A 12,446-nucleotide genomic window follows, 5' to 3' on the forward strand; every position below is an offset into this window, starting at 1 on the left:
GGGCACACGGTGGCGAAAGGGTTCACTCTCTCATACGTGGTCACAGCTGAATCAGCTGATGCCTACAGGGACTTCACGCCGATACCGTGCGGATCACTCTCCCACGCGGGTGTGCGGACACACACCAGTGCTGGCTACGATCTCTGTCCCGCGCACACGAACCCTAACAAAGCAAAAGGCGGCTGGCCCTACCGGGCCAACCGCCTTTTCTTTTTCAAAATGTCAGCGTCGCTGCGGATCTAAAGCCGTACACCTCATGTTTGCTGCGCGACAGCGCAGCCCGGAAGGGCTGGGTGATCTCCCACAGGATCACCACCGTCTTCACGTCACCGGTATTCCTGCGTAGGTTCTACCCACACATAGGCCGAGCCTGCCGGCCATTCACCGTCGCGGCCGCCCCCGCATTCGCCAATCGCTGGCATCGCCACGTTCCGCTGTAGGAGCGGGTTCACCCGCGAAAAGGCCGGTACAGGCGAACAAATGAACTGAAACTCCCACCGCCACACCCTGTCACTGTTCTGAACATGCCGTTCACAGCATTGCGTCTAAGCTGTCTGGGACGGCTCAAGCCCTAGGTTCCAAGGAGGACCGATTATGTTGCTGTTGTGGTTGGTGGTGCTGGTAATCGGCGCGGCGTACCTCACGCACCGGCGCCTGGCGCCTTTGCAGATACTCGGCGTCATGGCGGCCTATGTGCTGTTGATGGGCATTTTCAGCAGCGCCCCCGGCTGGCTGCTGGCGCTGATCTGGGTGGTGCTGGCCCTGAAGATCGCCCTGGTTGTGCTCCCGCAGTGGCGACGCAAAGTGTTTACCGCCCCGGTATTCCGCTGGTTCCAGCGTACCCTGCCGCCCATGTCGCAGACTGAGCGCGAGGCCATCGACGCCGGCACCGTGTGGTGGGATGGCGAACTGTTCAGTGGTCGCCCAGACTGGCGCACCTTGCTGGCCTACCCGGCACCGAAGCTGACTGAAGAAGAGCAAGCCTTCATTGATGGCCCGACCGAAGCACTGTGCGCCATGGTCAGCGACTGGCAGATCGGCCAGGACCTGGACTTGCCGCCCGAAGCCTGGGCACATATCAAGCAGCATGGCTTTTTCGCCCTGATCATCCCCAAGGAATACGGCGGCAAGGGCTTCTCCGCCTATGCCCACTCCCAGGTGGCGATGAAACTGGCCACCCGCAGCGGTGATCTGGCCTCCACGGTGATGGTGCCCAACTCCCTCGGCCCTGCCGAACTGCTGCTGCACTACGGCACCGACGAACAACGCAACCACTACCTGCCGCGCCTGGCCCGAGGCGAGGAAATCCCCTGTTTCGCCCTCACCGGCCCGCTGGCCGGCTCCGACGCTGGCGCCATGCCTGACACCGGCATCATCTGCAAAGGCCAGTGGCAAGGTGAAGAAGTGATCGGCCTGCGCCTGAACTGGGAAAAGCGCTACATCACCCTCGGCCCGGTCGCCACCCTGCTGGGCCTGGCATTCAAGGCCTACGACCCGGACCACCTGCTGGGCGATGAGGAAGAACTGGGCATCAGCCTGGCACTGATCCCCACCGATACCCCCGGGGTGGAAATCGGTAAACGCCACCTGCCACTGGGCGCCGCGTTCATGAATGGCCCCAACAGCGGCAAGGACGTGTTCGTCCCGCTGGACTTCCTCATTGGCGGCCAAGCGATGCTTGGCAAAGGCTGGATGATGCTGATGAACTGCCTGTCGGTAGGTCGCTCCATCTCACTGCCTGCCGTGGGTACAGGGGCTGCCAAGTACACCAGCCTGGTGACCGGCCAGTACGCCAATATCCGCGAGCAATTCAACGTGCCACTGGCGGCCTTCGAAGGTATCCAGGAATCGCTGGCACGCATTGGCGGCAACGCCTGGCTGATGGACAGTGCCCGCCTGCTGACCGCGAAGGCCGTGGATCTTGGCGAGAAACCCTCGGTGCTGTCGGCGATCCTCAAGTACCACCTCACCGAGCGTGGCCGCGAATGCATCCAGCACGCCATGGACGTGCACGGTGGCAAGGGCATCATCATGGGCCCGAACAACTACCTGGGCCGCAACTGGCAAGGGGCGCCGATCTTCATCACGGTCGAGGGCGCCAACATCCTTTCGCGCAACCTGATGATCTTCGGCCAGGGCGCCATTCGCTGCCACCCGTTCGTGCTCAAGGAAATGGCCTTGGCCGGGCGTGAAGACCACGATCAGGCGCTCCAGGAATTCGATGACCTGCTGATGAAACACATCCTCTTCGCCGCCGGCAACGCGGCCAGCACTCTGGTGTTCAACCTGGGGTTGGGGGTTTTCGAGAAAGTACCGGGGGACACGCTGAGTCAGGGGTATTTCCGAGCCCTCAACCGCCAGGCCGCCGCCTTTGCCCTGCTGGCCGACCTGTCGATGATGCTGCTGGGCGGGGCGCTCAAGCGCCGGGAGCGCCTGAGTGCGCGGCTGGGCGATGTACTCAGCTACCTGTACCTGTCCAGTGCCGCACTCAAGCGCTACCACGATCTCGGTTCGCCCGAGCACATGCAGCCCCTGCTGCGCTGGGCCATGGAAGAAAGCCTGGGCCAGGCGGAGCACGCCCTGGACCGGTTGCTCGACAACTTCCCCAACCGCTTCGTCGGCTGCGCGCTACGGGTGCTGGTGTTCCCCTTTGGCCGCCGTCACACCGGGCCGAGCGATGAACTGGACGCCGAGGTGGCAGCGCTGATAGGACGCAGCAAAGGCGACCCTGCGCTGGAAGAGCTGCTTGCCGGTTGCTTCAGGCCGCAAGCCGACGGCGACCCGGTGGCAGCCCTGCAACGAGCCTGCGACCTGCTGGAGGCGTCGACGCCGCTGCACAACGCGCTGCATCAGGCAATCAAGGAAGGCAAGGTACGACCGGCGCCCGGGCAGTCGGTGATCGATGCGGCAGTCGACAGTGGTGTACTCCAGCCTGATCAGGCGCAACGCCTGCACGCGGCCGAACAAGCGCGCCGTGCCGTGATCGACGTGGATGCCTTCGACAAGGCACAGCTGCTGCCGGAGCAAGGCAAGGTACGCTGAGACAGGGGCCGTTTTGCGGCCCCTTCCCCAACCGGCGTATACTCCGCGCCCCGTTTCAACCATTCCGAGGACCACCCCAATGGCCACCCCCCACGTGGAATACCACCTGCAACTGCTGAACCACCTGCGCACCATACTGGTGGCCCTGGGTGAAGCCGAGCAGGTACCGGAGGAAAGCCACACCCTGTTCCTCGACCGCTTCGACGAGCTACTGACCCTGTTGCCGCAAAACCCGCTGGAAAGCCAATATCTGGGCCAGGACCTGATATGCCAGGTGATTCAGCGCTATCCGCAAATCGCCCACCTGGTGCCGCGCGACCTGCTGTGGTTCTTCGGTGGCGACTGCCTGCACTTCATGCCGGACGAAGAGCTGCAGCTCTACCAGAACCTGGAAGATCTGCGCTATGAAGCGGAACGGGACGGCCTGCGGTTTGACTGGCATGCACAAAAGCAGGCTCTGCTGGAAGCCGTAAAAAAGTCCTGAACACACGTGCGCTGCCGCCCTAAAAATCCGTACCCAGCTGCCACTTAATCCTACATTCAACCATTGGCCTCCCCCCCTATGCTGTTGGCCGCTCCCCCTTCGGCTCGAAGCCGACGCAAGGGAGCGTCCCCTAGTCAACACGACAACATCAAGGAACTGCCAATGAAAAAAACTTTGCTCATGCTCGCCATGGCGATGGCCAGCAGCAGCGCATTCGCTCTCGACGATGAAACAGGCCAGATCAGCTTCTACGGTACCATCTACGGCGGCGGTACCTGCCCGATTGAAGTCGTCGCCCCAGGCGCCAGCGTTATCCCCGAGGTATCGCTGGGTAACTTCACGAAAGGCTACTTCCACACCCCTGGCACCTCCACGCCTGACAAGGCATTCGCGCTGAAGATAACACCGACTTCGGCCTGCATAATTCCACCATCCGAGACCGCAACCGTGAAATATACCCCCTTGCACGGCATAGTCGGCACCGACCTTTATGGCGTCAACGGTGCCACGGGCGTGGGCGTCGCGATCAAAGACAGGCTGAAAGCCAAAATTGCACCCGACAGTGATTCCATCGAATACGATCTATACGTAGATCGCCCAACGGAGATGGTGTTCTACGCCTCGTACGAGTCTTACGCGGATGCAGCAGTTATCACCGACGGCGTAGCACAAGCTGAAGTCGCCTTCACGGTAGACATGCCTTGATACCTACTCCAGGTGCCCGCACCTGGAGTCCACCATTCCTGCCCGGTCAAACACCATGTCACCCCTTTCTCGACTTCTGATCACCTCATGCAGCTGCCTGGCGCTGCTCACAGCCATTCTCCCCGGCGCACAAGCGGCACTCACCATCAGCCACACGCGAGTGGTGCACGACAGCGCCAAACGCAGCTCCTCGGTCATCGTCGCCAACCCCTCCAACAGGCCGTACGCGGCGCAGGCCTGGGTAAACACCCAAGCCGACGACGCAACCACTGCCGTCCCCCTGATCGCTGCCCCTAACCTGTTCCGCCTCGACCCCGGTGGCGAACAGACGGTGCAAATCAATGCCCTGCCTAACGATCTCCCCCGTGATCGTGAGTCCGTGTTCTATTTCAACCTGCAGGAAATACCGCAGGCAGCGACCAATGACGGAGAGAACATCCTCAACATCGCCCTGCGCACGCGCATCAAGCTGTTCTATCGTCCCAGTGAGCTCAAAGGCCGCCCGCAAGACCGGTTGAAAGACCTGGCCTGGTCGGTGCAACAAATAGATGGAAAACCGCATCTGGTCGTCGATAACCCGTCGCCTTATCACTTCACCTTCAGCCGCCTGGTGGTAAGTGGCAATGGCGCGAGTGAAACCATCAACGCCAAGGCCATGGCCTTGCCCCTGGGCACGCAGGCCTATGCGCTGAACACCATGACAGTCACCGATGGGCTACAGGTGAAGTTCACCACGATCAGTGACTACAGTGGCATAACTGCAGAGGTCTCCAGCCCGGTTGCAAGGCCGTGATCCAACACTTTCCATCAATCGCGCAGTGGCAGGTTGAGCACGGGACGAAACGCTACCCAAGTCGCGCCCTCATCGAAGCTTACGGACGCCGTGATAGTAAAATTATGACCGATCCATAGGGTGGCCAGGTGGGTTTTAGGTACCGTCACATCATCGCGCATGCCAATTCCCTCGTCGGCCTCGGTAGCAGATAACGCATGCGCAAACAGCACGTCATACGCTGGCGCGTCGCTGCCACCAGGCAAGACCCCGGTCAGCTGAATGCTGACCTGCTGCCCCTCGGCAATCAAAGGCCAAGTGCCCAGCCGGATCGGCACATTGGCTGGCGCCTTGCCCAGGCTGAACCCATCGGCATTGGCCCCATCCAACTCGGGTTGGGGCAACCGCTCCGAGCGCGCTTTCACGTCCAGAGCAAGTGCGTCGGAATCGAGCGCATTGGCGTTGTCACTCACGCGGTATAGCACCGTAACGGTATGCGTGCTTTGCGCCAAAACGTACTGGGTGGGTATTTCGAAGAAACGCTCTTGCCCGTTGTACGGCGTGCTGGTCGTAAAGTACCCCGCTGTGCCCGGCGCTCCCCACACCACCGTGAGGGTTTCATCCGGGTAGATAACCGCACTCGCCGGGACCTCAACCAGTAACGGCGGGTAAAAGTCATTGAGCGTCAGCGTCTGTTGTGCCCCCCAGCCCTCTGCCTGGTCGATCAACACCGGCGGCAAACTTCGCGGTATCGGCGTGGCAGCCACCTCCAGCGTGACTGGCTGTGAACCAGCGCTCAGGTTACCGGCACGGTCACAGACCTTGTAATGGACATAGCGCTTGCCATCACCGCGCGCCAGTATCATTTCCTTGGAAAATACGATGCTTATCGGCCGGCTAGGGTCCATCAGTTCATACCGATCGACCTCTTCATTGGCAAACGGCTCACGATCCCAGTAAACGATCAGCGTGTCAGCCACTGCGGGGGTTTGATATCTCGGCACCAGCGCCTGCAGGACGTTGTTCTCGAGGTAGCGCGCGGTCACGCCGTCCCTGAGCACTTCCTCATCGAACACCAGGCTCCCTTGGTTGTCACCCAGCACTGGCGCCACCTCGTCGATGGTCAGAGACAGAGGCATGGATCCGACCTCCTCCCCATTGAAGCCGTGGGCCAAATAGGTGACGGCCGCCACCCCGTGCTCGAGGAACTGCACCGGGACATCCACATAGAGCTCATCTGGCGGTATGTCGTCGTACCAGGTCTTTTTCTCGACCTCTGAACCGTTCCAGTACAGGATGATCCATTCCGGGCGTTCGGGAGTTGGACGCGAGTATTCCCACATCGGGATGTCGATGCGCAGTGGGCGACCCAACACCGCAACCGGCAGCAAATTGTGCTGCCCGCCGGGAATGTCGGGTAGCGCATCCGGCGCCGTCGGCGGATCGAGCGGGACCGGAACCGGAACGTAAGTACCCTGTGTAGACCGTTGCATACTCTGCATCTCCATCCAGTGCAGGCGGGCACAAAAAGGGGAGGTTCGATACCTCCCCGGTTGCAATAGCCCTACCAGCTGTAGTGAAGCCCGACGTTGGCACCCCAGGGCTGCTCGATCTTTTCACCGTTGGCGTAATCGAAGTCGGCGTGCAGTTGCAGGCGATCGGTCATGCTAACGGCAACCCCCAGCCCCAGCTCGCCGCGCGAGCCCGACAGATCATTGTCAAACCGGTTGTCGTTGACGTTGACCTGGTTGTCGTCGACGAACTCATGTGCGTAGGCAGCGCGCAGGTAGGGTTGCACCTTGCGCCCGGCACCTAGGTCGAAGGTACGCCCAACGGTGGCCCCGGCCTTGCCGAGCAGCGAGCGGGTGACGTCGCCGCGCGCCTGCATTCCGTTATCCAGGTCATAGTGCTTGCCTTGGATGGTGACCATTGACCATTGCGTATAGGGCTCGATGAAGTAGTCATTGCCCAGCTCCAGATGGCGACCGAACTCCAGGGATGCACCCACACCGAAGTTGTCGTAATCACCTTTGCTGCGCTTGCCATCGCTCAATGTGATATCCGACGAGTTGTCAAAGCGGTTGAGCTTGACCACCCCATCCAGATAGTAACCGCTCTGGGCATCGAGCCAGGTGGCATACAGCCCCAGGTAATAACTCTTGACGTCGGCAGACGCGCCACGCGTCAGGTTCAAGTCCGAATTGCTGTGCCCTGCCATCACACCCAGAAGCCACTGGCCATCCCCAAGCGGCAGCGGCATATCAGCACCTAACGAGAAGCCCTGCTGTACCTGCTGGTATGCACTGCCCGCTGCATCGGAAACGTTGTACTTGTTGCCATATGCCCTGACCCAGCCACCCGCCTTGCCTTGGTCCAGGCGCAGTTCGCCCATGCGGCTCCGCAAGGTGGTGAGCTCGCCATACCATACGGTCGGCGCGGTGTTGAACAGGGCCAGCACCGAAGCGGTACCGGGGCTGATGACCTTGCTCGCACCGTCGAGGAACCAGTCGTTGCCACGCTGCACCAGTTCGTAGGAGAACGTGCCCACGTCGACTGGGCCGTTGAGCAAGGAAAACTGCGCATCGCCTGCAGCGGCATGCACCAGGTGCAGTTGGTTCTCAGACACAGGGTCGGCACCACTGCTGCCAACCAGCAAGGTATGGCTGCCGGTGGCGGTACCGGTGATTTCAAGGTAATCGCTATCGCCGGTACTGAAGTCGGCGTCCATGATGAAGTTGCCACTGCCAGCCAGCGTCCCCACGCTCAAGCGCTGATACTGGCCCGGCTCGGGGGTCGGGATCAAGGCTAGCAGAGCGGCGCTCCACGCGGCCAAAGCGGCTGCCGCCAGAACGAGTGGAATAAGCGCAGCGCTCAAAAACATTGGCGAGATGAACGCAGGTATCATCAAACATGGGGGCAAGCTCTCACCAGTGGCAAACCCATCTTCTGCCGGTGGGGGTTCGCTCTCCCGAGCCTCGACAATGGCTACCAGAGGAAGTAACAGCCCAAGGATCTTAACCAGAACAAATTCTAACAGGTCGGTGGTTAACCCTTCGGAAACTCCTCCGAATTCACCTACGCTCCCCCGTAATAACCCCACCTCGAGCCCTCCCTCGACCTACGCGTCCTCAGAAAACCTCTCTCAGGAGTCTCAAGTGCTTCAAAACGGTAATGGGGCGACATCTCCGCCCCCTATCGCATACCCAGACTTCACGATATTGGGTGTTGGCGACGAACTCGTATTGAAGAAGAGCAACGGTTTGGGGCTAGGGTATGTAGTGAAAGTAAACAGCTACTAGTGACCCCAACCAGGTTCCCGCTGCGCAACGCAGCGGGAACCTTCCCACAATGCAGTACCCCTCGCTCACGCTGATTACTCCGCCAGACACTGAAGACTCTTCCTACATTACCTCACCCCCGCCCCGCCTAACCTAGCGCCCTCGAACTCGGCGTACACCGTCTTTTGAAGCACCCCTGCGCGAAGGGCGCAACACAAGCAGCCAAGACCTCTACCTGAACAGTGGGATCAACCTGGGTGCCTGGCGCCTGCGCAGCCAACAGGCACTGCGCCAGGGCGATGACGGTACACGGCAATGGAGCCGCAGCGACACCTACGCCCAGCGTGACCTGCCCGGCCTGCGCGCGAACCTCACCCTGGGCGAAACCTTTACCGGCAGCGATGTGTTTCGCAGCTTTGCTTTTTCTGGCGTGCGCCTGGCCTCCGACCAGGAGATGCTCTCCGATACCCTGCAGCAATATGCTCCGGTCATCCGCGGTGTTGCACAAACTCGGGCGAAGATCGAAGTGCTGCGCAACGGCTTCCCGATCTATTCCAGCTATGTAGCCCCGGGACCGTATGCCATCGACGACCTCAGCGTCGGTGCCGGTCACGGTGAGCTGGAGGTGGTGGTGACCGAAAGCGATGGGCAGGTCAGCCGCTTCATCCAGCCCTATTCATCGCTGGGGAGCCTGCTACGCGAAGGGGTGTGGCGCTATACGGGCACCGCTGGCCGCTACAACGGTGCCGAACACCTCGACAAGCCAGGGTTCTGGCAAACCACCCTGGCCCGCGGCGGCACCTGGAACAGCACGCTTTATGGCGGCCTGCTGGCCAGTGACTACTATCGCGCCTACGCACTGGGGGCGGCCCGCGACTTCGCTGACCTGGGTGCGTTGTCGCTGGACGTCACCCAGGCGAGCACCGACCTGGGTGGTTCGCTGGGGCAAGTGCAGGGGCACAGCGTTGCCCTGCGCTATGGCAAAAGTTTCCAGACCCGCACCAGCCTGCGCTTTGCCGGCTACCGCTACTCCACCGAGGGCTACCGCGACTTTGACGAAGCCGTCCTGCAACGCAATAGCGCTTCGCGGTTTGCCGGTAGCCGGCGCAGCCGCCTGGAAGCCTCGGCATACCAGACCATGGGCCAAAGCAGCTCGCTGAGCCTGACCCTGTCGCAAGAAGACTACTGGCGCAGCGACTACCAGCGTCGTCAGTTCCAGCTGCAGTACAACACACGCCTGGGTGACCTCGGGGTCAATCTCTTCGCTTCGCAATCACTGAGCGAACGCAATACCGACAGCAGGATGTTCGGGCTGAGCCTGAGCCTGCCACTGGACTTCGGCCGCCGGCAGACCACCCGTTTCGACCTGCAACGCGTCAACGGCCAGTATAGCGAGCGCGCCAGCCTGCAAGGCGGTTTGCTGGATGACCGCCTCAGTTACTATGCGGCGCTGGCCAACGACCAGAACAACCGCAAGAGCGGCAACCTATCGCTTGCCTACCAGGGCAGCAAGGCCAGTTATGGCGTAGGTTACAGCGAGGGCAGCAACTATCGCACCCTGTCGCTGAACGCCAGTGGCTCGATGCTGGCCCATGCCGACGGCATCACCTTCGGCAGCTACATGGGGGAGACCACGGCGCTTGTACACGTACCCGACGTCGCCGATCTCGGCATGCAGAATGCCACTTCGACACGGACAGATGCCGATGGATACCTGCTGGTCCCATACCTGCGCCCCTATCGGGTCAATTCACTGGTACTCGACACCGACCAACTGCCCCCCGAAGTGGTCATCGAAAATGGCAGCCAGCAAGTGGTTCCACGCCGAGGTGCAGTGGTCAAGGCCCGCTTCGACGCACGCCGGGTGGTGCGCATGGTGCTCACGCTGCAACACCCCGACGGCCGCCCACTGCCGTTCGGCGCCGACGTCAGCGATGAGCAAGGCAAGTCACTGGCCGTGGTCGGCCAGGCTGGGCAAACCCTGCTGGCAAGCACCCAGCAAGGTCCGCAACACCTGACGGTACGCTGGCAGGACGACGGTAATCAACACTGCCAGGTTGCGGTGAACCCGCAGAACCTGCCACTGCTCGATGGCTTCCGCATGCAAACGCTGCAATGCCTGCCCGTATCGGTTGACGACACCAAACCGGCATCTGCCGACGACTCACAGGAACACGCCTAATGACCCCGCCCCACACCCGCCGCCTGCGCCTGCTTGCCTTAACCCTCTGCAACCTCATGCCCTGGCTGGCGGCGACCAGCGCGCAGGCCAACTGCAGCTGGGGCGCCGGCAGCGCAACCTACATGACCTTCAAAAACCAGAAGGTCAGTTTTTCGATCCCGCGCGATGCACCCGTCGGGACGCTCATCGGCGAGGCCAGTCTATACGCTAAAAATGACCAAGGGGCGACCTTGACCTGCTTCTATAACGCTGCCACCCCAGTCACTGCCAGGCTGCCCAACAGCGCACCACCGTTCGTCGGCAGCCTGCCCCTCATGGGCAACAAGAACGTGGATGGCATGGTGATGCAGACCAACATCAAGGGCGTGGGCGTTGCCATCGATCTTGGCTTCCCCTTCAATGGCAGTGCCGACAACACCTTCACGCCCGACGCAGGCACTGGCATCCCCTACACAGGGACCATGACCAAGCCGACCTCGTTTAGCCTGCCACTGGACGCAATCCGCGGCAAGGCCAGCTTCATCAAGATTGGCGATATCGACCCTGGGCCGCAAGAGGTCGACGTGGAGGTGTTTCATGGTTTCATCCATGACTTAGGCAAAGTCATGGATTACAAGGTCCAGGCCACCATCACCCGCGCGCAGTGCTCCCTGGCAGGAAACCAGGTGAATCCCGGCCTTGTGAACATGGGGGAATACAGCATCGATGACTTCAAGGGGGTCGGCACGCCCCTAAATTCCGTTCCATTCCAGATCACCCTCAACAACTGCGTGGACAGCAGTGCCCCGGGTACCAAGCGTGCGGATATCCATCTGATGCTGGATACCAGCCAAGGCTCAGTCCCCATCGACCCCACCGAAGGCGTGTTCAGCATACTCCCGGGATCAGGCAGCGCCGACGGCGTCGGCATCCAGATACTGCACAGCGACAACACTACACCGATGCCCCTGCAGTCCGAGCAGTTGATCAAGGAACTGGATATTGGCCAAACCGTGCTGCATTTCAATGCCCGCTACGTGCAGACCGAGGCCCGGGTGACACCTGGCGTGGCCGCTGGCGCGCTGAACTTCACCGTTCACTACCGTTGAACAGTGCAAGCCCCTGAACAAGGGGCTTTAGCACAGGGTTGTATCGGGGTGAAATCGAGACGAAAAAAAAGGGACCTGAGGTCCCTTTTTTATCTTACGTTTGGAGCGGGAAACGAGACTCGAACTCGCGACCCCGACCTTGGCAAGGTCGTGCTCTACCAACTGAGCTATTCCCGCATTGTGAAACTTTACCGCTTTTGGCGTGAAGCGCCTTGACGACCTTCACCACCACTGCACCGCATAGACGCCACAGTATTTAAACTGGAGCGGGAAACGAGACTCGAACTCGCGACCCCGACCTTGGCAAGGTCGTGCTCTACCAACTGAGCTATTCCCGCATTTGGCGTCCCCTAGGGGACTCGAACCCCTGTTACCGCCGTGAAAGGGCGGTGTCCTAGGCCACTAGACGAAGGGGACACACAACACTTTTCAGTGCACCAGAACATGAACCTCACGATTCAGCCTGGATTTTCTTTTCCTGCCCCGCCGTTAAGCAGTGCCGGAGAAACTGGAGCGGGAAACGAGACTCGAACTCGCGACCCCGACCTTGGCAAGGTCGTGCTCTACCAACTGAGCTATTCCCGCATTGGCGTCCCCTAGGGGACTCGAACCCCTGTTACCGCCGTGAAAGGGCGGTGTCCTAGGCCACTAGACGAAGGGGACACGCTGCTGGCATTACTGCCTGCTTTCACTCCCTGCTGCGTTTCGCTGTGTGCTTTACGCTGCAAGTGGCGCGCATTCTATGGATGGTTCGGGAAGGCGTCAACCCCTTTGTAGAAATTTATTTAAATCAATGACTTCCGGGTACACCCAGCGCTGTTTTGGCAAGCCTGCCGGGGTTTGGCGTTGATTTTCTGGCGTCAAGTCAGCATTAATGTGCCAGCATCCAGTCATG

The 12,446-nt window shown here is 60.7% G+C and carries 6 protein-coding genes, 5 tRNA genes and 2 pseudogenes; 6 read left to right on the forward strand and 7 right to left on the reverse strand.

Going from position 1 to position 12,446, the window contains the following annotated elements:
- The first annotated feature begins 594 nt into the window (after positions 1-594).
- The 4 genes from AC3B5Q_RS18710 to AC3B5Q_RS18725 all read left to right on the forward strand — a co-directional run bounded on the left by AC3B5Q_RS18710 (position 595) and on the right by AC3B5Q_RS18725 (position 5,024).
- On the forward strand, positions 595-3,042 hold the full coding sequence (locus AC3B5Q_RS18710; RefSeq protein WP_101195958.1) for an acyl-CoA dehydrogenase: 2,448 nt from the start codon (positions 595-597) through the stop codon (positions 3,040-3,042).
- A 79-nt stretch (positions 3,043-3,121) separates the two neighbouring features.
- Complete coding sequence (locus AC3B5Q_RS18715) at positions 3,122-3,526, forward strand: PA2817 family protein (protein WP_021784801.1); 405 nt, start codon at positions 3,122-3,124, stop codon at positions 3,524-3,526.
- Between the two features lie 162 nt (positions 3,527-3,688).
- A complete protein-coding gene (locus tag AC3B5Q_RS18720; protein ID WP_021784800.1) occupies positions 3,689-4,231 on the forward strand; it encodes a fimbrial protein in 543 nt (180 codons plus the stop codon).
- A gap of 55 nt (positions 4,232-4,286) precedes the next feature.
- Positions 4,287-5,024: a fimbrial biogenesis chaperone gene (locus AC3B5Q_RS18725; protein ID WP_021784799.1), complete on the forward strand. Its 738-nt coding sequence runs from the start codon at positions 4,287-4,289 to the stop codon at positions 5,022-5,024.
- A gap of 14 nt (positions 5,025-5,038) precedes the next feature.
- Here AC3B5Q_RS18725 and AC3B5Q_RS18730 read toward each other — a convergent pair whose 3' ends face one another.
- Both AC3B5Q_RS18730 and AC3B5Q_RS18735 read right to left on the reverse strand, forming a co-directional pair.
- Complete coding sequence (locus AC3B5Q_RS18730; RefSeq protein ID WP_223271151.1) at positions 5,039-6,496, reverse strand: hypothetical protein; 1,458 nt, start codon at positions 6,494-6,496, stop codon at positions 5,039-5,041.
- Positions 6,497-6,567: 71 nt separating this feature from the next.
- Positions 6,568-7,791, reverse strand: a pseudogene (locus tag AC3B5Q_RS18735) (autotransporter outer membrane beta-barrel domain-containing protein); the annotation flags it as partial.
- A gap of 686 nt (positions 7,792-8,477) precedes the next feature.
- On the opposite strand from AC3B5Q_RS18735, the pseudogene AC3B5Q_RS18740 reads away from it, so the two are divergent.
- Positions 8,478-10,463 (forward strand): annotated as a pseudogene (locus tag AC3B5Q_RS18740) (fimbria/pilus outer membrane usher protein); the annotation flags it as partial.
- Positions 10,463-11,551 carry a fimbrial protein gene (locus tag AC3B5Q_RS18745; RefSeq protein WP_028696975.1) on the forward strand — a complete coding sequence of 363 codons (1,089 nt, stop codon included), beginning with the start codon at positions 10,463-10,465 and terminating at the stop codon, positions 11,549-11,551. The pseudogene AC3B5Q_RS18740 and the gene AC3B5Q_RS18745, both read left to right, overlap by 1 nt.
- 101 nt (positions 11,552-11,652) lie before the next feature.
- On the opposite strand, the gene AC3B5Q_RS18750 is transcribed toward AC3B5Q_RS18745, so the two are convergent.
- The 5 genes from AC3B5Q_RS18750 to AC3B5Q_RS18770 all read right to left on the reverse strand — a co-directional run bounded on the left by AC3B5Q_RS18750 (position 11,653) and on the right by AC3B5Q_RS18770 (position 12,214).
- Positions 11,653-11,728: transfer RNA gene (locus tag AC3B5Q_RS18750), tRNA-Gly, on the reverse strand.
- Between the two features lie 85 nt (positions 11,729-11,813).
- A tRNA-Gly gene (locus AC3B5Q_RS18755) sits at positions 11,814-11,889 on the reverse strand.
- A gap of 3 nt (positions 11,890-11,892) precedes the next feature.
- Positions 11,893-11,968 (reverse strand) — tRNA-Glu (locus AC3B5Q_RS18760).
- A 92-nt stretch (positions 11,969-12,060) separates the two neighbouring features.
- Positions 12,061-12,136: transfer RNA gene (locus AC3B5Q_RS18765), tRNA-Gly, on the reverse strand.
- A gap of 2 nt (positions 12,137-12,138) precedes the next feature.
- Positions 12,139-12,214 (reverse strand) — tRNA-Glu (locus tag AC3B5Q_RS18770).
- Positions 12,215-12,446 lie beyond the last annotated feature (232 nt).

The sequence above is a fragment of the Pseudomonas sp. D5(2026) genome, from assembly GCF_057766845.1.